15 protein-coding genes are annotated in these 20,480 nt (G+C 70.8%); 2 read left to right on the top strand and 13 right to left on the bottom strand.

Annotation, left to right across the window (positions count from 1 at the left end; genetic code table 11):
- Positions 1-38 precede the first annotated feature (38 nt).
- Positions 39-2,114, bottom strand: coding sequence for a SpoIIE family protein phosphatase (locus OG747_RS04115; protein WP_405877878.1), 2,076 nt, complete (start codon positions 2,112-2,114; stop codon positions 39-41).
- A gap of 199 nt (positions 2,115-2,313) precedes the next feature.
- Positions 2,314-3,546 (bottom strand): DUF6777 domain-containing protein, encoded by a 1,233-nt coding sequence (locus OG747_RS04120; RefSeq protein WP_405877880.1) that lies wholly within the window; start codon positions 3,544-3,546, stop codon positions 2,314-2,316.
- A 135-nt stretch (positions 3,547-3,681) separates the two neighbouring features.
- Between OG747_RS04120 and OG747_RS04125 the strand changes: the two genes are divergently transcribed.
- Positions 3,682-5,103, top strand: coding sequence for a lipase maturation factor family protein (locus OG747_RS04125; protein ID WP_405877882.1), 1,422 nt, complete (start codon positions 3,682-3,684; stop codon positions 5,101-5,103).
- Positions 5,104-5,146: 43 nt separating this feature from the next.
- Here the strand turns inward: OG747_RS04125 and OG747_RS04130 are convergent, their stop codons facing one another.
- The 8 genes from OG747_RS04130 to OG747_RS04165 all read right to left on the bottom strand — a co-directional run bounded on the left by OG747_RS04130 (position 5,147) and on the right by OG747_RS04165 (position 13,142).
- Positions 5,147-5,986, bottom strand: a complete 840-nt coding sequence (locus OG747_RS04130) for an amidohydrolase family protein (protein ID WP_405877884.1) — start codon at positions 5,984-5,986, stop codon at positions 5,147-5,149.
- Complete coding sequence (locus OG747_RS04135) at positions 5,983-6,297, bottom strand: L-rhamnose mutarotase (RefSeq protein WP_405877886.1); 315 nt, start codon at positions 6,295-6,297, stop codon at positions 5,983-5,985. Before OG747_RS04135 ends, OG747_RS04130 begins: the two co-directional genes overlap by 4 nt.
- A complete protein-coding gene (locus OG747_RS04140) occupies positions 6,294-7,307 on the bottom strand; it encodes an aldo/keto reductase (protein ID WP_405877888.1) in 1,014 nt (337 codons plus the stop codon). Before OG747_RS04140 ends, OG747_RS04135 begins: the two co-directional genes overlap by 4 nt.
- A complete protein-coding gene (locus tag OG747_RS04145; protein WP_405877890.1) occupies positions 7,304-8,062 on the bottom strand; it encodes an SDR family NAD(P)-dependent oxidoreductase in 759 nt (252 codons plus the stop codon). The genes OG747_RS04140 and OG747_RS04145 overlap by 4 nt, the downstream gene beginning before the upstream one ends.
- On the bottom strand, positions 8,059-9,429 hold the full coding sequence (locus tag OG747_RS04150) for an L-fuconate dehydratase (protein ID WP_405877892.1): 1,371 nt from the start codon (positions 9,427-9,429) through the stop codon (positions 8,059-8,061). The genes OG747_RS04145 and OG747_RS04150 overlap by 4 nt, the downstream gene beginning before the upstream one ends.
- Before the next feature lie 125 nt (positions 9,430-9,554).
- The gene (locus OG747_RS04155) at positions 9,555-10,589 is read right to left on the bottom strand and encodes an ABC transporter permease (protein WP_405877894.1); all 1,035 of its coding nucleotides are present in this window, start codon (positions 10,587-10,589) and stop codon (positions 9,555-9,557) included.
- Positions 10,582-12,075, bottom strand: coding sequence for a sugar ABC transporter ATP-binding protein (locus tag OG747_RS04160; RefSeq protein ID WP_405877896.1), 1,494 nt, complete (start codon positions 12,073-12,075; stop codon positions 10,582-10,584). Before OG747_RS04160 ends, OG747_RS04155 begins: the two co-directional genes overlap by 8 nt.
- Positions 12,072-13,142, bottom strand: coding sequence for a sugar ABC transporter substrate-binding protein (locus OG747_RS04165; RefSeq protein WP_405877898.1), 1,071 nt, complete (start codon positions 13,140-13,142; stop codon positions 12,072-12,074). The genes OG747_RS04160 and OG747_RS04165 overlap by 4 nt, the downstream gene beginning before the upstream one ends.
- A gap of 199 nt (positions 13,143-13,341) precedes the next feature.
- Between OG747_RS04165 and OG747_RS04170 the strand changes: the two genes are divergently transcribed.
- Positions 13,342-14,064: a FadR/GntR family transcriptional regulator gene (locus OG747_RS04170; protein ID WP_405877900.1), complete on the top strand. Its 723-nt coding sequence runs from the start codon at positions 13,342-13,344 to the stop codon at positions 14,062-14,064.
- A gap of 24 nt (positions 14,065-14,088) precedes the next feature.
- On the opposite strand, the gene OG747_RS04175 is transcribed toward OG747_RS04170, so the two are convergent.
- The 3 genes from OG747_RS04175 to OG747_RS04185 all read right to left on the bottom strand — a co-directional run bounded on the left by OG747_RS04175 (position 14,089) and on the right by OG747_RS04185 (position 20,442).
- Positions 14,089-17,106 (bottom strand): alpha-mannosidase, encoded by a 3,018-nt coding sequence (locus OG747_RS04175; protein WP_405877902.1) that lies wholly within the window; start codon positions 17,104-17,106, stop codon positions 14,089-14,091.
- 67 nt (positions 17,107-17,173) lie between these two features.
- Complete coding sequence (locus OG747_RS04180) at positions 17,174-19,186, bottom strand: endo-beta-N-acetylglucosaminidase (RefSeq protein WP_405877904.1); 2,013 nt, start codon at positions 19,184-19,186, stop codon at positions 17,174-17,176.
- Positions 19,183-20,442 (bottom strand): glycosyl hydrolase, encoded by a 1,260-nt coding sequence (locus tag OG747_RS04185; protein ID WP_405877906.1) that lies wholly within the window; start codon positions 20,440-20,442, stop codon positions 19,183-19,185. The genes OG747_RS04180 and OG747_RS04185 overlap by 4 nt, the downstream gene beginning before the upstream one ends.
- Positions 20,443-20,480: the final 38 nt, after the last annotated feature.

The following is a 20,480-nucleotide window of genomic DNA, read 5'->3' on the forward strand; positions in this document are numbered from 1 at the left end:
ACACCATCCGAACCCGCTCGCCCTCTGGAAGTCGCCCGTCAGCCCCGTCCCGGGACGAGAAACTCGCACCACACACACTTGCCGCCGCCGCGCGCCTCCACGCCCCAGACGTCGACGAGCCGGTCGACCAGCAGGAGACCGCGGCCCGAGACGCCGGACTCTCCCGCCTCGCGGCGGCGCGGCAGGGCGCTGGAGGAGTCCTCGACCTCGACCCGCAGCCTGCGGTCGGGACCGCTGAGCACCCGCAGGGTGACGATCGCGGCGCCCTCGGTGTGTATCAGGGCGTTGGTGATCAGCTCGCCGGCGACCAGTTCGATGTCGTCGGTGCGCTCACCGGTACCCCAGGCACGGACCGCGGCCCGGATCATGTGCCGGGCCTCGGTGAGCGCCTCGGGTTCGCCGGGCGCGACATGCTGCTGGAGACGCCCGCCAGACTGCTGGGGGCCGAGGCCGCGACGGCGCAGGAGCAGCAGGGCGACGTCGTCGCCGCCGCCGCGTTCCTCGGCCACGTCGATGAGACGGTCGGCGAGGTCACGCACGTCGTCCGGGCCCGAGCCGATCAGTTCCATGAGGGTGTGCATGCCTTCGTCGAGGTCGAAGCCGGGCTGCTCGACCAGGCCGTCGGTGCACAGCATCAGGGTCTGGCCCGGGTCCAGCTCGAAGGTGTCGACCGGGTATTCGAGGCGCCCGAACAACGCGGACAGACCGAGCGGCAGGCCCCCGTCGACGGCAAGTCGACAGCAGCTGCCGTCGACTTGCCGGATCAGCGGGTCGATGTGGCCCGCCCGCACCAGCTGGACCACCCCGGTGGACAGATCGGCCTCCGCGTACAGGCAGGTCGCGAAGCGCTCGGTGTCGAGTTCGTGCAGGAAGACCGAGGCGCGGGCCATCACGGTGGCGGGGGTGTGGCCCTCGGCGGCGTAGGCGCGCAGCACGATGCGCAGCTGGCCCATGACGGCGGCGGCGTGCGTGTCATGGCCCTGGACATCGCCGATGACGGCGCCGACGCGGCCGCCGGGCAGCGGGATCAGGTCGTACCAGTCGCCGCCGATGTCCCGGCCGAAGGAGGCGGAACGGTAGCGCACGGCGATGTCGGCGCCCGGCACGCTGGGGATGGAGCGCGGCAGCATCGCCTGCTGGAGGCCCTGCGCGAGGTCTTTCTCCTGCTCGTAGAACATGGCGCGTTGCAGGCTCTGCGCGATGCTGCTGCCGAGCACGACGAGGACGTTGCGATCCTCCGACGAGAAGCCCCGCCGGTCGTTGTAGAGCAGGCCCATCGCGCCGATCGGGCGGGCCTGCACGATGAGTGGCAGATAGGCGGCCGAGGTGATCTTCAGGTCGGTGATCTGCGGCCACAGCAGCGGATACGACTCGGCGAAGTCGTCCGACGACTCGATGAAGCGCGGGGCGAGGGTGCGCACGACCTCGCTCATCGGGTACTGCTCGTCGATGCGCGTGACCATGGTTCCGGGCACGAAGCTGCCCTCGGGGCCCTCGGCGACCAGCCGGATGCGCCCGGCCTCCACCAGGCCCACGACCAGGCTCGTCGCGCCGAGGTGGGTGACACCGTGGGAGTCCTTGAGGACGTCGATGACGTCTTGGACGGTGCGGGCGTGGGCGAGCGCGGCCGTGGTGATCTGCACGACGTTCGTCTGCCGGCGCCGGGCCTCGTCCTCGGCGGCCTGTTCGCGGCGCGCCGCGCTCTCGCCGAGCTCCTGGGTGGCGTCGCGGACGATGCCGATGATCCGTCGCGGCCGGCCCGTCTCGTCGCGGCGGATGGAGCCCTGGGTGTGTGTCCAGCGCAGCGAGCCGTCGCGGCAGCGGATGCGGAAGTAGGCGCCGTAGTTCTCGCTGCCGTCCTTGAGGGCCTGGGAGACCAGGGTGTCGAGGCGGATGGCCTCGGTCCGCGGCACGCGCGGCGACAGGGACTCGGGGGAGCCGTCGTATTCCTCGGGGCGCACGTCGAGGACTTCGTGGGCCTGGGTGTCCATCTGCATAAGACCGGTGTCCAGGTCCCAGTCGAAGCTCCCCATGCGGTTGAGCGCCAGGATCGGATCCGGGTGGGCCGGCCAGTCGTCCGGGAGTGACAGGGCGCTCGCTCCCCGATCAACCATGGGGTCACCTTGTCAGGATTTACCCGATTATTCGACTTCTGGGGAGCGCCGATTCTTCGACCCTCGGGGCCACGGTGTATGGCCCGGAGAATGTGACACTTGCACGGAGAGTGTCACATTCCCGTGGCCGACCACCCGGCCACAGCGGATTCGCCAACAGCGTCGGCCCGTCTCCGGGCCCTCCGGGACACTCGGGCGCTCAGCCGTGGAAGACGTCGGCCGGGGCGTCGAAGACGGTGTCCTCGTCGGGCGACTCGTCGGGGATCAGACCGCCGCCGTCGGGCAGGTCGGGGATCTCCGGAACGGTGTCGGGGCCGATCTCCTCATCCAAGGGGTCCAGCGCGGACGGGGGCTCCTGGGACGCGCGCCGGTCGATCTCCGTGGAGCTGGGAGCGGGGCTTTCCCCCAAGGGGGGCAGGAAGGGCTCGGGCGGCGCGCTCGGCGGGCCCGTCGGCGCGGGAGTGATGCAGTCCGACACCGCGGCCACCGCCGGAGTCTCGGTCGGCGTGCCCCTGTCCGGCACGCCCCCGTCCGGCACGCCCGGGGTCGCGGTGACCGGCGCGCAGTCAGGCGTCGTCTCCTCGGACGACGGAGCCGTCCGCGGGCTCCGCTCCGCACCCGCACCCGCACCCGCACTCGTGCCGGGCTGCCGTACGACGGCGTCGCGGTGACCGTCGTCACCGATCCGCCGTTCGATCCAGGCGTGGTCGACGACGTCGATGATCGTGAGGTGGGTGATCACCGTGGGCGCCGGGGTCACGACGACAACGTTGCCGGGCCGGAACCCGGCCCAGGACGGCCCCTGGGTGGCCGGGGTCCCTCGGGAGACGACCGGCGGGTTCAGCGGGTTGCCGCCGGCGCAGCGGACGCGGGGCACGCCCCGGTCGTCGACGAGGACGGCGGTGCCCACCTGCAGCACCGACTGGAAGGTGGTCGCCCGGCCGTCGCGGAAGCCATGGTCGGTGACCTGTGCGTCGGCGCGCAGCACGACCGAGGTCAGACCGCGCAGGAAGTCCGGGACGGACGCCTCGGAGACGCCCTCGGCCTGCGCGAAGGAACGCGCCTTGCGCGGGTCCGCGGTGAGGAAGCCGATCTGCTTCTCGACGTCGCAACTACTGGCGAACCGGGTGCCGCCGTAGAGGCCGGGTGTGGCACCCGAGAAGGAGCGCACGCCCCGCGGGGCGGAGCCACGGTCCGTGGGCGCCGCCGTGTGCGGCATTCGGGTGACGGGCGGAGAGGCGGCCGTGGACTCGGTGAACGGGTCGGGCCCGCCGGCCGTGACCGGCCGGAGGAAGAGTTCACCACCGGACGCGCCGGATGCCGTGCTCTTGTCGCCGCCCTGGCCGCATCCGGCGACGAGGAGCGCAGCCGAGAGCGCACAGGCCGTGAGGAAGGTTGGGGTGGGTATCCGCACCACGGTCTTCTGTTGCACCACATTCTCCCGTTGCACAGCGCTTTCCCGTTCATCCCGGGCATTTCGTCCACTATTGTCTGCGTCGCCCAGTTGACTTACGCAAGCGGAGGCGGTCACCCAGCGTCACAATGGAAGGGAAAGGAGCGGCTCACTGTGGAGTGGTTCATCGCCCCCGGCTACTGGCTGAGCCGGCTGGTCTTCCAGCGGGCCCTGGCCGCGGTGTATCTCGTCGCGTTCCTGGGCGCGGCGCTGCAGTTCCGTGCGCTGATCGGGGAGCGCGGAATGCTGCCGGTACCCCGTTTCGTCGCGCGGGTGCAGTTCCGCGACGCGCCGAGCGTGTTCCAACTGCACTACTCGGACCGCTTCTTCGCGGCCTGGTCCTGGGCGGGCTGTGCGGTGTCCGCCGCGCTGATCGCGGGCCTGGACCAGCTGCTCCCGCTCTGGGGAGCCATGCTGCTGTGGCTCGTCCCCTGGGCGCTGTATCTGTCGATCGTCAACGTGGGCCAGACCTGGTACTCGTTCGGCTGGGAGTCCCTGCTGCTGGAGGTCGGCTTCCTCGCCGTGTTCCTCGGCAACGACGAGGTGGCACCGCCGATCGTCCTCCTCTTCCTCCTGCGCTGGGTGCTGTTCCGCGTGGAGTTCGGCGCCGGGCTGATCAAAATGCGGGGCGATCCGTGCTGGCGGAAGCTGACCTGCCTGTACTACCACCACGAGACCCAGCCAATGCCGGGCCCGCTGAGCTGGTTCTTCCACCACCTCCCGAAGCCCTTCCACCGGGTGGAGGTGGCGGCCAACCACTTCACCCAGCTCGTCGTCCCCGTCCTGCTGTTCACCCCGCAGCCGATCGCGACGGCCGGCGCCTCGCTGATGGTCCTCACCCAGCTCTGGCTGGTCCTGTCGGGCAACTTCTCCTGGCTGAACTGGACCACGATCGTGCTGGCCCTCTCCGCCATCGAGTTCCCCACCACGCCACCCCGGGTGCCCGGTCCGCCCCTCTGGTACGAGATCGTGGTCCTCGCGGTCGCCACCGGCCTGGTGGCCCTCAGCTATCGCCCCGCCCGCAATCTGATCTCCCGGCGCCAGGTCATGAACCGCTCCTTCGACCCGCTGCACCTGGTCAACACCTACGGCGCGTTCGGCAGCGTCAGCCGGGTGCGCCACGAGGTGGTAGTCGAGGGCACGGCGGACGCCCTGCCGTACGAGGACTCGGACTGGCGGGAGTACGAGTTCAAGGGCAAGCCGGGCGACCTCCGCCACTGGCCGCGCCAGTTCGCGCCGTACCATCTGCGGCTCGACTGGCTGATGTGGTTCGCGGCGCTCTCTCCCGCATACGCCGGGTCGTGGTTCACCGGCCTGGTCGAACGGCTCCTGGAGAACGACCGCGACACGCTGCGGCTACTGCGCCGCTCCCCGTTCCCGCCGGACGCACCGCCCCGGTACGTCCGCGCCCGCCTCTACCGCTACCAGTACACGACCTGGCATGAGCTGCGGACGACGGGCGCGTGCTGGCACCGGACGTACGTACGGGAGTTCCTGCCGCCGATGCGGCTGGAGTGGGTGGATCAAAGCAGGTAGATCACAGCAGGTAAATCACAACCGGTAGATCAACGGCGGTAGATCACAGCCGGTAGACGCGGGCGGCGGTGCCCCCGAAGACGTCGTCGCGCTCGCCACCGCCGAGCCCGCCGGTCAACTCCTCCATCGTGCCGACCACTTGGCCGTACGTCGCTGCCAGCGTGCACACCGGCCAGTCGGAGCCGAACATCAGGCGGCCGGGGCCGAAGGCATCCAGGACGGTGTCCGCGTACGGGCGTAGCTCGTCGACGCTCCACTTGGCGAGGTCCGCCTCGGTGACCAGGCCGGAGAGTTTGCCCACCGTGTTGGGGAGCGCGGCCAGCGCGCGGACGGCCGTCGCCCAGGGCTCCAGCGCGCCCGTGGCGATCGGCGGCTTGCCCAAGTGGTCGAGGACGAAGATGAGTTCGGGGTGGTCCGCGGCGGCTTGGACACAGGCGGGCAACTGGTGGGGCAGCACGACGAGGTCGTACACCAGGCCCGCTTCGGCAACGGCGGTGAGCCCGCCCCGTACGTCCGTACGCAGCAGCCACTCCGGGTCGGGCTCGCCCTGCACCTGATGGCGGACGCCCTTCAGATATTGGCCGCCCGGCAGCTCGCGCAGCCTCGCCAGCTCCTCGGCGACGTCCGGCCGGGTCAGGTCGGTCCAGCCGACCACGCCCGCGATCAGCTCGCTCTCCTGCGCGAGGGCGAGGAACTCGGGGGTCTCCTGGGGCACGGTGATCGTCTGCACGAGGACCGTGCGGTCGACCCCGGCGGCCCGCGCCTCCGGCTCCAGGTCCGCCACCGTGAAGTTCCTTCGCAGTGGCCGGAGTTCGGGGCCGGTGATCCAGTCCTGGTCCCGGACCGAGAGGTCCCACACATGGTGGTGCGCGTCCACCCTCACGACAGCTCCCATACGACGGGCAGCCCCGCCTCCGCGCCCTCGCTGGAGTAGTCGTGCACGACGTCGAGGAGCTCGGTCATGCGTGCCTGCCAGGCGATGTTGACCGGCAGTTTCTCCAGTTCGGCGAGCAAGCGGCCGTAGTCCTCGCACTCCAGGACGTGGAAGAGGTCGGTGCCGCTGCGCCAGATCGTCCAGGAGGTGGCTCCGGCGGCGCGGATGGCCGCGGTGAGTTCTTCGGGGACCTCCCGGTGGGCGGTCTCGTAGGCGGCGATGCGGTCCGCGCGGACCTTCGTGTGCAGGGCGACTCTCATGACGGGTCCTGGCGAGCGACGGGTACGGGAGCGTCCTCGGGCAGCAGCTTCGCGTCCCGCAGTTCCTGCCAGAAGTCGGCGGGGACCGGCGTCGCGAACTGCTGGACAGCGTCGCGGACTTCGTCCTTCGAGCGGGCGCCGACCAGGACGCTCGCCACGGCCGGGTGGGCGGCGGGAAAGGCCAGCGCGGCGGCCCGGAGGGTGGTGCCGTGCCGTTCGGCGATCTCTTTGAGCCGCAGGGCGCGATCCAGCAACTCCCGCGGCGCCGTGACGTAGTTGTACGTCGCCCCCGGCCTCGGGTCCGCCAGCAGCCCGGAGTTGAAGGCGCCACCGATGACGACCGACGTGCCGCGTTCCTCGGCGGCGGGGAGCAGTTCGCTCAGCGCGGCGTGGTCGAGCAGGGTGTAGCGGCCCGCACACAGCACCACGTCCACGTCCGTCTCGCGGACGAAGCGGGTGAGCATCTCGGCCTGGTTCATGCCCGCGCCGATCGCGCCCACCACGCCTTCGGAGCGCAGCTTCTCCAGCGCCGGGTAGCCCTCATGGAAGGCCTGCTCGGCGTGGTCGTCCGGGTCGTGGAGGTAGACGACGTCCACGCGGTCGAGCCCGAGCCGCTCCAGGCTGGCCTCCAGGCTGCGTCGCACCCCCTGGGCGCTGAAGTCCCAGACGCGCCGGTGTGTGCAGGGCACCGCGAAGCCGTCGGCCAGGTCGTTGCCACCCGCGTCCGCGTTCGTGGGCTCCAGGAGGCGGCCCACCTTGGTGGAGAGGGTGTATTCGGCGCGGGGCCGGTCGCGCAGGGCCGCGCCGAGACGGCGTTCGGAGAGACCGATGCCGTAGTGCGGGGCGGTGTCGTAGTAGCGGATGCCGCCGGACCAGGCGGCGTCCACGGCCCCGTACGTCTGTTCGTCACTCACCTCGGTGAACAGGTTGCCGATGCCCGCGGCGCCGAAGGACAGGGCGCTGACCTCGACCTCGCTGCCGCCGAGCGTGCTCCTTCCGAGGGTGCTCACTGGCCCACCGGCCGCAGTCGCAGTCCCTGCATGCCGCCGTCCACGGCGAGGGCGGTGCCGGTGGTGGCGCCGGACAGCGGGCTCGCCAAGTAGGCGATGGCGCCCGCGACCTCGTCGGCCGACACGAGGCGTCCGGAGGGCTGGCGGGCCTCCAGTGCAGCCCGTTCGGCGGCCGGGTCGGGAGCGGCGTCGAGGAGGCGGCCGACCCAGGGGGTGTCGGCGGTGCCGGGGTTCACGCAGTTGACGCGGATGCCCTCGCGGAGATGGTCGGCGGCCATGGCGAGGGTGAGGGAGAGGACGGCTCCCTTCGTGGCGGAGTACAGGGCACGCTGCGGCAGCCCGGCGGTGGCGGCGATGGAGCAGGTGTTCACGATCGCCGCGTGTGCGGATTCCCGCAGGTGGGGCAGGGCGGCGCGGGCCGTACGGACCATGCCGACGACGTTGACGTCCAGGACCCGGTGCCACTCGTCGTCGGCGTTGTCCTCGATGGTGCCCTGCGCGCCGATCCCCGCGTTGTTGACCAGTACGTCGAGTCCGCCGAGGTCCGCGACCGCCGCGGCCACGGCCTGGCGGACGGAGGCGTCGTCGGTGACGTCGGCACGATAGCCGAGCAGGGGCTTCTCGACCGTCGAGGGGTCCAGGTCGAGAACGGCGACCTGGGCTCCACGGGCGGCGAGCAGCTCGGCGGTGGCACGGCCGATGCCGGAGGCGCCCCCGGTCACCAGCGCCTTGAGGCCTTCGAAGTCGGTGGTCACGCGGCTTCCCCTTTCTGCTTTTCGCTCGTCTGGTTGTCGGACTTCTGCTGGGCGAGGTCGGCGGCCCAGAAGGTGCCACCTGGGTAGGTGAACTCCGTGACGGACTCCGGCCGCATGGTCGCGGAGAAGCCCGGCGCGGTGGGTGCCGTGTAGTGACCCTGCCTGATCACCACCGGGTCGAGGAAGTGGCCGTGCAGATGGTCGACGTATTCGATGACCCGGTCGTCGGTGGTCCCGGAGAGCGCCACGAAGTCGAACATCGACAGATGCTGGACGAGTTCGCACAGACCGACGCCGCCGGCGTGCGGGCAGACGGGCACGCCGAACTTGGCCGCGAGGAGCAGGATGGCGAGGTTCTCGTTGACGCCGGCGACGCGGGCCGCGTCGATCTGCAGGACGTCGAGGGCACCGGCCTGGAGGAGCTGTTTGAAGACGATGCGGTTCTGGACGTGTTCGCCGGTGGCGACCTTGACGGGGGCGACCGCCTTGCGGACGGCGGCGTGGCCGAGGACGTCGTCGGGGCTGGTGGGTTCCTCGATCCAGTAGGGCTCGAACTCGGCGAGGGCCTTGGTCCAGGTGATCGCCTCGTCCACGTTCCAGCGCTGGTTGGCGTCGATCGCGATACGGATGCCGGGGCCGACCACGGAGCGGGCGACCCGGCAGCGGCGTACGTCGTCCGCCAGATCGGCACCCACCTTCAGCTTGATCTGCCGGAACCCGTCGGCGACGGCCTGGGCGGCGAGGCGGGTGAGCTTCTCGTCGCTGTAGCCGAGCCAGCCGGGGGAGGTGGTGTAGGCGGGGAAGCCTCTCTCCCGGAGGGTCACGGCTCGCTCGGCGGCGCCATCCCGGCCGCGGCGGAGCAGTCCCAGCGCCTCCTCGGGTGTGAGGGCGTCCGTGAGGTAACGGAAGTCGACCTGGCGGACCAGCCATTCCGGTTCGGCGTCGGCGAGCAGCTGCCACAGGGGCTTTTCGGCGCGCTTGGCGGCCAGGTCCCACACGGCGTTGACGACGGCGCCGATCGCCATGTGCATCACGCCCTTCTCGGGCCCGAGCCAGCGCAGCTGGCTGTCCCCGATCAGGTCCCGGGCGAGGGAGCCCGGGTCGGCACACAGCTCCTCGACCGACCGTCCGATCACATGCCCGCGCAGCGCCTCGATCGCGGCGACCTGGACGTCATTGCCCCGCCCGATGGTGAAGGTGAAGCCGTGCCCCTCGGGACAGTCCGCCGCGTCGCTGCGCAGCACGACGTACGCCGCCGAGTAGTCGGGGTCCGGGTTCATCGCGTCGGAGCCGTCGAGCTCGCGCGAGGTGGGGAAACGGATGTCGTAGGTGTCGACCGCGTTGATGCGAGCGGCAGTTGGGGACACGGGAGGCCTTTCGGTGCGGGACAGGGGCGCACGGATGGGTCCGTAGATCCACAGATCCGGATATTCGAAGCTCCGAAGATCCGAAGATCCGTAAATTCTTGGATCCGGACGAAATCGAAGGGGGGTCAGTCCTGGGCGCGGCCGGTGGTCACGCGGGCGATCATCAGAGCGACCAGGATGATTCCGCCGTAGATGGCCTGGATCCAGAAGGACGGCACCTGGGCGAGCGTGAGCAGGTTCTGCACCACACCGAGGAGGAGTACGCCGGTCAGGGCGCCGAACATGGTGCCCTTGCCGCCGTCGAGGCTGATGCCGCCGATGACCGCCGCCGCCATCACCGTGAAGATCATGTTGTTGCCCTGGTTGGCGCTGATCGCGCCGACGTAACCGGTCTGCATGATTCCGCCGACCGAGGCGAGGACGCCGGCGACGACGGACACCCCGAGCAGTATCCGGTCGACGCGTATACCGGCCGCGCGGGCCGCCTCCGCGTTGCCACCGATGGCGTACAGGGCGCGGCCGACCCGGTGGTACTTGAGGATCAGTCCGGCGACGCCGAAGGCGACCGCGGCCAGCCACACCGACAGTGGGACGCGCAGGAAGGTGGAGGTGGCCAGCTGGAAGAACGCGTCGGGCATGCCGAACAGTGTCTTGCCCTTGGTGGCGCCGACCAGCAGACCGCGCAGGACGATCAGCATCGCGAGGGTGACGATGAAGGCGTTGAGCTTGAACTTCACCACGAGGATGCCGTTGAAGGCGCCGATGACTCCGCCCACGACGAGGATCGCGACGAAGGCGAGCACGGTCGGCCATTCCGTGCCCCAGCCGGACTGCGCGGACGGCAGGACCAGGAGGGCGCCGACGGCGGGCGCGATGCCGACCACCGACTCCAGCGACAGATCGATCTTGCCGGTGATCAGTACCAGCGACTCGGCCAGGACCACCATCGCGAGCGCTGCCGAGGCGCCCAGGATGGAGATCAGGTTCCGTTCGGTGAGGAACGAGTCGTTGACGATGGCACCGAGCACCAGGAGCACCAGCAGGGCTGGTACGAGGGCGAGTTCGCGGGCCCGGCGGAGCAGTACGGTCTTGGCGGCCCGTGTGTCGGGGGCTCGCATGAAGGTGGGTGACGAGGCCGACGGGGCCTTCGTGTCAGCCATGGTCCACTCCTTCGATGGAGGCGATCAGCTCATGGTCGTGCCAGCCCGCCGGGTGCTCGGCGACGACGCGGCCGTGGAAGAGGACGAGAACGCGGTCGCAGCGGCGCAGGTCGTCGAGTTCGTCGGAGACGACGAGCACGGCGGTGCCGTCCTCGCGGGCGCTGTCCATCCGGGACAGCAGCGACTCCTTGGACTTCACGTCGACGCCCGCGGTGGGGTTGATGAGGACGAGGAGGCGGGGGTCGGAGGCGAGGGCGCGTGCCATGACGACCTTCTGCGCGTTGCCGCCGGAGAGGTCGGAGACGGGCTGCTCGGGGCCCTCGGTGTGGATGTCGAGGCGTTCGATCAGTTCGGTGGCGAAGCCGCGCTTGCGGGAGGTGCCGATGAAGCCGTAACGGCCGAGCCGGTTCAGAACGCTCATGGTCGCGTTGTCGCCGATGGTCATGCCGGAGACGAGGCCCTGCTCGTGCCGGTCGCGCGGGACACAGCCGACGCCCGCCTTGAGCGCGGCCTGCACGTCACCGAACAAAAGCCGCTCACCGTCGAGTCGGGCGGTTCCGCCGGTCGGGGTGTGCAGTCCGGCGAAGGACTCGGCGAGTTCGATCTTGCCGCTGCCGCTGGAGCCGGCGAGGCCGACGACCTCACCGCGGCGGACGGTGAGGTCGATGTCCTCGTAGGCGTCCGAGGTGAGCCCCTGGGCGTCGAGCATCACCGGCGCGTCGGCCGCCACGGACTGGTGCGAGGTCACATGATCGTCGATCGCCTCCCCCGCCATGGCCTCCACCAGCGCCGCGCGCGGGAGTTCGGCGACCGGCGCGGTGGTGATCCAGCGGGCGTCGCGGAGCACGGTGACCGTCTGGCACACCTCGTACACCTCCTGGAGGTGGTGCGAGATGAACAGGAAAGTGACACCGGACTCCTGGAGCGCGCGCATCCGGGTGAAGAGCCGCTCGATCTCCCGGTTGTCGAGCTGTGCGGTCGGTTCGTCGAGGACGATGAACCGGGCACCGAAGCTCAACGCCCGGGCGATCTCGACCATTTGGCGGTCCTCGACCTTGAGGTCTGCGGTCCGCGCTTCCGGGTCGACATGTACGTCCCAGGTCTCCAGCACCTCGGCCGCCTCGGCCCGTAGCCTGCGCCAGCTGATGAACCCGCCACGCCCCACCGGCTGCCGGTTGATGAAGAGGTTCTCGGCGACCGTCAACTCCGGTACGACGGTGGGCTTCTGGTAGACGCAGGCCACCTTGCGGCGCCAGGCGTCGCGGTCGGTGAGCGCGGGCGCGGGCTCGCCGTCGAAGCGGACCGTGCCCTCGTCGGGGGCCTGGAGGCCGGTCAGGATGGTGACGAGGGTGGACTTGCCCGCGCCGTTGCGCCCGACGAGGGCGTGGGACTCGCCCGGCAGCACGGTGAGTCGGCCGTCTTGGAGGGCGACGGTGGGGCCGTACCGCTTGGCCACGCCCCGCGCCTCCACCAGTGGGGTGCTCATTTGACCGTGTTGCCCCAGAGCTTGGGGTCGTCGACGTTGTCCTTGGTCACCAGCGGCGCGGGCAGCTGGTCCTCCAGGATGCCGCTGGGCAGCTTGACGATCTCGGAGTCGTGGTCGGTCGGGCCGGTCTTGAACGTCTTCCCCTGCATCGCGGCCTTGATGTAGTACATGCCGTACTTGGCGTACGCGTCGGCCGGCTGGGAGACGGTGGCGTCGATCTCGCCCTTGCGGATGGCGTCGAACTCCTGCGGGATGCCGTCGTTCGAGACGATGGTGATGTGGCCCGCCTGGCCCGCCTTCTTCAGCATGCCCTTGGACTTGAGGGTCTGGAGGGTCGGGGCGAGGTAGACGCCGCCCGCCTGCATGTAGATGCCCTTGATGTCGGGGTTGGCGTTCAGCAGGGTGTCCAGCTTGGAGGCCGCGGTGTCGGACTCCCACTTGGCGGGGATCTCCAGGACCTTCAGCTTCGGGTAGTTCTTCTGCACGCAGGTGCGGAAGGCCTCGGAGCGGTCCCGGCCGTTGACGGAGGCCAGGTCGCCCATGATCTGCACGACCTTGCCGGAGGTGATCTGCTTGCCCAGGTACTCGCAGGCCTTCTCGCCGTAGGCGACATTGTCGGCGCGTACGACCATGGCGACCTTGCCCTTCTCGGGCGCCACGTCGACGGCGACCACGGGCACGCCCCTGCGCTCGGCCTGGTCGAGCCCCGCGGCGATCGCGGCGCTGTCCAGGGGGGCCACGACGAGGCCCTTCACGCCCTGGTTGAGCTGGTTGTTGATGTCGGTGATCTGCTGGGACGGGTCGCTGTTGGAGTTGACGGTCTTGAGGGCGTCGACCCCTTCGGACTTCGCCATCTTCGGCACGTAGTCGTTGTAGGACTGCCAGAACGGCGAGGTCAGCAGGGGCAGGATCACCCCGACCTTGCCGGTGCCGCCGCTTCCGCCGGAGGAGACGGAGTCCTTGGTACTGCCGCACGCCGCGAGCACGAGGGTCGCGCAGGCGGCCGCAGCCGCCGCACGCACTGCCCGCGACGATATTCGCCTGTTCCGCACGTTTCTGCCGGCCATCTGACGGCTCCTCGTTGAGCGATGTCGATCGGGTGTGACGGTGCGTGGCCGAGCGTCCCGCTCAACCGGGACGAATATTTATCAGACCACTTCGCCTTCACAACACCCCCGTGCGCCAAGTTTTCCGCGTTATCGGCCGTAGTGGTCCGACCACTCTGGTGGTTAGACTGCGGCGCACCCGGCAACAGGAGGAACTGGCGTGGACGAGAGCCTGTCCAACGGGACGGAGGGCGCCCCGCAGAAGGGCACCGTGACGCAGCGCGCCATCGAGCGGATCAAGGCGATGATCGGCGAGGGCCGGCTGGAGCCCGGGCAGCGGCTGCCGACCGAGCGTGATCTGGCCGCTCAGCTGGGCATGTCCCGCAGCTCGATGCGCGAGGCGATCCGCGCGCTCACGGTCCTCGGCGTACTGGAGGCCCGGCACGGCTCGGGCATCTACGTCACCCAGCTGGAGGCCGGGGACCTGCTGGAGACCTTCGGTGTGGTGGCCGACCTCTCGCGCGGGCCGCGGCTGGTCGAGCTGCTGGAGGTTCGGCGGATCCTGGAGTCGACGGCGACCGCGCTGGCCGCCGCGCGGATCACGGCGGACCAGCTCGCCGAGGTCGAGAAACACCTGATGGCGATGAACGCGACGGACGACCCGGAGGAGATCCTCGCCCACGATCTGGCCTTCCACCGCGAGATCGCGGCCGCCGCGGGCAACGAGACCATGGCCGCCATCCTGGAGGGCCTGTCCTCGCGCACGTTCCGTGCCCGGGTCTGGCGGGGCTACGAGGAGGAGGGCGCCTTCGAGCGTACGCGCCGCGAGCACGCGGCGATCCACCGCGCGCTGGTGGCCCACGACCCGGAGGCGGCGCGGGCCGCGGCTGCCGCCCACGTGGGCGAGGTGGAGGAGTGGCTGCGGACCCAGCTCACGCTGTAGCCGGATCCGCGGCCCACGGAGTGCTCAGGCGCGCGACAGCCTCAGCGTCACCAGCTCGAAGGGGCGCAGTGACAGGGTGACCCGGTCGCCGTCCCACTCCGGGATCGCGGCATCGGTCAGGGGCCGCTCCAGCAGGTCGGTCACCGTGACGTCCGCGATCTCGAAACCGGCCGTCAGCGCGGCCTTCGTCCGCCCGCCCCGGGACTCGTGGAAGCGTACGACCACATCCCCGCTCCCGTCGTCGGCGAGCTTGACCGCGGTCACCACGACGGCGTCCTGCGCGACGCCCACCAGCGGCGCGACCTCCTCCGCGCCGTGCACCCGCCGCTCCGGCAGATTGATCCGCCACCCCTCGCGCACCGCGTCCCCGATCCCGGCCCCCGGCACCAGCGCGTGCCGGAAGCGGTGGACGCCCTGGTCGGTCTCGGGGTCCGGGAAGCGCGGGGCGCGCAGCAGCGAGACACGCACGGTGGTGGTCGTACCGGAGTCGCTGTCGCGGACGGTACGGGTCACGTCATGGCCGTATGTGGAGTCGTTGACGAGCGCGACGCCCCAGCCCGGTTCCTCGATGTGCACGAACCGGTGGTTGCACGCCTCGAACTTGGCGGCCTCCCAGGACGTGTTGGTGTGCGTCGGCCGATAGAAGTGCCCGAACTGGGTCTCGGAGGCGTACCGCTCCGCGTGCACGTCGAGCGGAAAGGCGAGCTTCAGGAACTTCTCCGTCTCGTGCCAGTCGACCTCGGTGTCGATGCCGAGGCGCCGCTCCCCCGGCGCGAGCGACAGCACCTGAGTGACCCGCGACGCGCCGAAGGACCGTACGATCCGCACCGACACGCCGTCCTCACCAGGGACGACATCGTCGGCGTCGACGAGGTCGGTGACCGTGTTGCGGTAGAACTCGTCGACGTCCCAGGCGTCCCACATGTTCGGGAAGTCGGGGTGGATCTGGAGCAGGTTCGCGGCGCGCCCCGGGGCGATCGCCTCACGGTCGGCGTCGATGTCGTACACGGAGACGACGAGGCCCTGGGCGTCGATCTCGACCCGCAGCAGGCCGTTGTCGAGGACGTAGCCGCCGTTCACGCGCGGCGCGGGCGCGACCTCGCGCCCGACGGCCACCGGGAGGGCCCCGCCCGCCGGGACTCCGTCGCGGCTGTGTGGTGCGGAGTTGAAGACGAGCTCCGTGACACCCTCGCCGGCCAGCGCACGCTGTGCCGCCTCGATGACGCCGGTCAGCTCCTCGGCGATCCGCTCGTACGTCCTGCGGGCCTCGCGGTGCACCCAGGCGATGGAGGAGCCGGGCAGGATGTCGTGGAACTGGTGGAGCAGAACCGTCTTCCAGATCCGGTCCAACTCCTCGTACGGGTACGGGAATCCGGTTCGTACGGCCGCGGTCGCCGCCCACAGTTCGGCCTCGCGCAGGAGGTGCTCGCTGCGGCGGTTGCCCTGCTTGGTCTTCGCCTGGCTGGTGAGGGTGGCGCGGTGCAGTTCGAGGTACAACTCGCCGACCCAGACGGGGGCGCCCGGGTATTCGGCCTCGGCCTTCTTGAAGAACTCCGCCGGGGTCTCCCACGCCACGGTCGCGGAGCCTTCGAGGTCACGGAGGCGGGCCGCCTTGGCGACCATCTCGCGCGTGGTGCCACCGCCTCCGTCCCCCCACCCGGTGGGGGCGAGGGAGTGCCGGGCGACACCCTTGTCCTTGAAGTTCCTGGCCGCGTGGGCAATCTCGCTGCCCCGCATGGAGCAGTTGTAGGTGTCGACGGGCGGGAAGTGGGTGAAGATGCGGGTGCCGTCGATGCCCTCCCACTGGAAGGTGTGGTGCGGGAACTTGTTGGTCTGGGACCACGAGATCTTCTGCGTCAGCAGCCACTTGGAGCCCGCGGCCTTGATGATCTGCGGAAGCCCGGCGGCGAAACCGAAGGTGTCGGGCAGCCAGGCCTCGTCGTTCTCGATGCCGAACTCGTCGAGGAAGAACCGTTTGCCGTGCACGAACTGACGGGCCATCGCCTCCGAGCCCGGCATGTTGGTGTCCGACTCGACCCACATCCCGCCCGCGGGCACGAACCGCCCCTCCGCGACCGCCTTCTTCACCCGCGCCCACACCTCGGGCCGGTGCTCCTTCACCCAGGCCCACTGCTGGGCCTGGGACATGGCGAAGATGAACTCGGGCTCGTCCTCGATGAGCGCGGTCATGTTGGAGGTGGTCCGCGCCACCTTGCGGACCGTCTCACGCAGCGGCCACAGCCACGCCGAGTCGATGTGCGCGTGCCCGACGGCGCTGATCCGGTGCGCGGACGGCGCGGCGGGCTCGGCGAGCACCCCCGCCAGCCGTGCCCGCGCCGCGGCGGCGGTCCCGCCGACGTCCTGGAGGTCGACCGCGTCGAGCGCCTTCTCCACCGCGCGCAGGATGTCCCAGCGCCGCGCGGACTCCAACGGCAGCTCGGCCATCAGCTCGCCGAGGACCTCCAGGTCGAGCACCAGCTCCCACACGGTCTCGTCGAGGACGGCGAGATCCATCCGGGTGAGGGTGTACTGCGGCTCGCTGCCCGCCGTCTCCTTGTCGCCCAACTGCGTGGGAAGGAAGGGGTGGTAGTCGAGGATCACCGGGTTGGAGGCGGCCTCGATGTGCAGCCGGACCTCCTCGCCGCCCTCGACCGGGGCGCCGATCCGCACCCACTGGTTGCGTGGGTTGAGGCCCTTGACCGGAGTGCCGTCGGGTCGGTAGACGAGCCCCTCGCACTGGAAGCCGGGCATGTTCTCGTCGAAGCCGAGGTCCAACAGGGCCTCGACCGTCTTCCCGGCCCACGCCTCCGGGACGGTCCCGGTGACCCGGAACCAGCTGGTGCCCCACGGAGCGCCCCAGCGCGCGCCCACCTCGATCGGCTCGGGCGTCGCCGCGAGCCCCTCCGCGACGGGCACCGGCTCGCCGGGCGCGTGCCACACCGCCACGTCCAGCGGCACGGACTCGGGGTACACGGCGGGTCGGATGCGCTCGTCGAGGACGCGCTTGAGGCGGGCTTCGACCAGGGTGCGGTCGTCATGCATGGGGTGCTCCGTGGGGTGAAGGTGGTGCGTGAAGGCGGTGCGTGTGGTGGTGCGTGTGGTGGTGCTGCTACCAGGTGTGGGTGGTCGTGGCGGCGGTCGAGACGGTGAACAGCTCCCCCACCGCGCGCACTTCGAACCCCCCGGCCGCCTCCCCCTGCTCGGGGGCGAGACCGCCGACGTAGAACGCGCTCTGGCAGGTGCCGCCAAGGAAGCGGCGCGTGCCGTCGGGGAGTGTCCGGTACAGCTCGTAGTGCCGTACGTCACCGGGGGCGCCCTGCCATGCGAAGCGCAGGTTGCCGCCGTCGGCGCCGGTGACACGCAGGTCGGTGGGTGCGGCGGGGGTGACCACGGCATCGCGGACGGCGAGCCCGCCAAGCCGCCATCGCACCGGCCCACTGCTCGCCGTCAGCCGCACGCCCAGCGCGTGTACCGTCCCGGAGAGTCCGGTCAGCCGCACGGTGGCGGTCCCCCAGCCGTCGCCCGAGGACGTGACCGGGAAGTACGTGTACGGGGGCGCCCCGCCCGCCGCGCCCGGCTCGGCGGTGGCGACGGCCAGCTCCAGGGAGGCGCTGCCCGCGTCCGTACGGTAGGTGAGCTCGACCACCGTGTCCGCGGTGAGCGGCAGCCTGGTCGCGTACAGGTCCAGCGTGGTCGGCGCGTCGAGGGCGCCGTCGACGAGGAGGCTGCTGCCGCCCCGCCAGGCGTCCGCGAAGTCGAAGGTGACGGCAGGGCGCTGTCCGGTCGTCCGCACGACCCAGCGGCGGGACGGCAGGCGGTCCTGGAGGCCGAGGTGGTTCCAGCCCGTGCCCGAGGTGACCTCGCCGTCCTCGTACCACTTCAGTCCGTGACCGGTGTTGAAGACGGTCGCGAACGGAACCGACATGACCGTCGAGCGGTCGGCGACCGAGACGGCAGGGGCACGCCAACTGGCGCTCGTGTCGGGCTTGGCGGGGTCGAGGGACGAACCGGTCCAGAACAAGTCGTCGGCGGCATGGAAGTCGCCGGGGGTACGGCTCGCGGACAGGTGGTTGCGGGTCCACTCGGGCCGGTAGAAGCCGAGGGAGGTGACGTGCGCCCTGCCGCTCGGCACGATGGCGTCCCAGTTCACCGACGCGCTGGTGCCGTTCGCCTCGACGTCGACGCCCGCCCACAACTCGTACGGACTGCGGCCCAGTTGCTGAGCGGTCGTCGCCGAGGAGGCCAGGCTGCTCTGGGACCAGCGGAAGTCGACGAACATGGAGTCGGCGGCCTGGAAGAAGGTCTTGTTCTGGTTGTTCAGCGCGCCCTGCCAGCTCACCGAGCCGCTCACGGTCATCGCGTCGTACCAGGTGACGCGCTGTCCAGCGGCCGTTCCGAGCGCCTTCAACTCGGTCATGAAACCGAGCATGTCGGTGGCGAGCGCGGTGTTCCCGCCGCTCGTCTCGGCGTTGATGAACCAGCCGTCGAAGCCGTACGCGGCGGCGACCGCGACGAGTTGCGCGGCGAGCGGGTAGTGCCCGGTGGAGTCCTTCTGCACCAGGTCGCGGGTCCACTGGAGCTGTCCGCCGTAGGCGACGGGCGGCAGGAAGACATTGCCGAGGACGGATACGCCGTGACGGTGGGCCGCGTCGACGATCGGGGCGTTCGGCGCGAGGATCAGACCCTCGCCCGCCGAGCCGCCCCAGAAGACGAGTTCGTCGAGGTACGCCCAGTGGGTGAGGGCGTAGTAGTCGGCGGTGGCCGCGCCCTGCGAGGGGTTGCTCGAGGTGGGGCCGAAGGAGACGAGGGACTGGACACGGGCCTGGCCGCCGCGGGCCGTCGTGTTGGCCGGGGTCGGTGTGAAGCGGGCGGCGAGCGGCACGGTCGAGGCGTTGAACGCCAGGTCGGCGTCGGCGGCGGCGCTCCAGGCCTTGAGGCTGCGCCAGCTGATGCCGGTGCCCGGGGTGCCCGAGGGCAGCGAGTCGGGGTACCAGTACGAGGCGTACGGCGGTGCCGCGGTCGCGGCGGCCTTCGTCGCCGCGACCGCGGGCAGGGTGGGCAGCGCGGGCAGTAGCGAGGCTGCCGCGCCGGCGAGCAGGACTGTGCGTCTGGTGGGGTTCACGAGCGGGTTCCTCCTTGTGGGGTGGGGAGTACCTGGTCGGGACTGACGACCTCGGTGATGCCACGCGCGGCGAGGTGTTCCTTGTCGTCCGCGCGCGCGTCGAGGACGGTGGTGGGGCGGGCGCCGTCGGCGGTGAGCCGGAAGAAGGCGTCGAAGACGGGGCCGCCCGGGGCGCAGAGCGAGCGGGAAGCGGGGTCGGCGGGGACGATCAGCGCCATGGTGCGGGTGGCGGGCGTGTCGTGGTGCTCGCGGGCCGCGCGCGCCAGCGCCCGCGCGATGTCCTTGGGGCGGCGGTCGTTGGTCAACAGGCCGAGCCCGTATTCGAGTTCGGGGAAGTCGGCCAGGTCGCGGGAGACGTCGTGGGAGCACCACCAGGTGATGCCCCACAGGTCGGGGCAGTCCAGCGCGCCCGCGACGGTCGCCTCCGTGAAGGCCGCGGCGTGCTCGGGCGGGATCAGGGGGGCGGGTGCGCCGACCTCCTGGAGCCAGACGGGCCGGTGCGGGTCGTCGGCCCAGGCCTTGCTCAGCTCGATCAGATACGCGGCGTGGTGTTCGGTCGGCACGGAGGTACGGCCGTGCCGCTGGGCGGTGCCGTTGAAGACCCAGGAGTGCACGGCCGTGACGGCGCCGCGCCGGGCGGCCTGGGCCGGGGTGAACGGCATGTCGTCCTGGTACCAGGTCGCGTCGTACTCGGCGTGCAGGTGCAGCCTGCCCGGGGCGCCCTCCTCGCAGGCGGCGAGCATCCGCTCCAGCCAGTCGTCGATCTGGGCGCTGCTCGCCCGGTCGGGGTCCGGATGCGGCGGGCCCGCCGAGAACTGGTTGACCTCGTTGCCGAGCGTCATGCCGATGAAGTGGGGGCGGTCGGCGAGGGCCGCGGCGAGCGTGCGCAGATAGGCCGCCTGGCCGTCGAGCACCTCCGGGTCGGTGAACAGGTTGCGCCGGTGCCAGGTCCGCGTCCACGCGGGCAGGAAGTCGAAGCTCGACAGGTGCCCCTGCAGACCGTCCACGTTGACGTCGAGCCCCCGTTCGCCGGCCGCGTCGGCGAGCTGGAGCAGCTGCTCGACGGCGCGCGGGCGGATCAGCGCGCGGTTGGGCTGGAAGTACGGCCACAACGGGAAGACCCGGATGTGGTCGAGGCCCAGCGCGGCGATGGAGTCGAGGTCGGCGCGTACGGAGTCCAGGTCGAAGTCGAGCCAGTGGTGGAACCACCTTTCGCTCGGGGTGTAGTTGACGCCGAAGCGCACGGCAGCAGACATGAAGATCCTGGTTCTGTTGTGCGTACCCGGGGGTCAGC

Origin of the sequence: Streptomyces sp. NBC_01384, from assembly GCF_045040035.1 — a bacterium.
Taxonomy (GTDB): Bacteria; Actinomycetota; Actinomycetes; order Streptomycetales; family Streptomycetaceae; genus Streptomyces.

What these genes read in the sequence shown, in the direction of transcription:
- OG747_RS04115 (WP_405877878.1), bottom strand. Translation starts at nt 2,114, where the DNA reads ATGGTTGATCGGGGAGCGAGCGCCCTGTCACTCCCGGACGACTGGCCG.
- OG747_RS04135 (WP_405877886.1), bottom strand. Translation starts at nt 6,297, where the DNA reads ATGAGAGTCGCCCTGCACACGAAGGTCCGCGCGGACCGCATCGCCGCC.
- OG747_RS04155 (WP_405877894.1), bottom strand. Translation starts at nt 10,589, where the DNA reads ATGGCTGACACGAAGGCCCCGTCGGCCTCGTCACCCACCTTCATGCGA.
- OG747_RS04160 (WP_405877896.1), bottom strand. Translation starts at nt 12,075, where the DNA reads ATGAGCACCCCACTGGTGGAGGCGCGGGGCGTGGCCAAGCGGTACGGC.
- OG747_RS04165 (WP_405877898.1), bottom strand. Translation starts at nt 13,142, where the DNA reads ATGGCCGGCAGAAACGTGCGGAACAGGCGAATATCGTCGCGGGCAGTG.
- OG747_RS04175 (WP_405877902.1), bottom strand. Translation starts at nt 17,106, where the DNA reads ATGCATGACGACCGCACCCTGGTCGAAGCCCGCCTCAAGCGCGTCCTC.
- OG747_RS04185 (WP_405877906.1), bottom strand. Translation starts at nt 20,442, where the DNA reads ATGTCTGCTGCCGTGCGCTTCGGCGTCAACTACACCCCGAGCGAAAGG.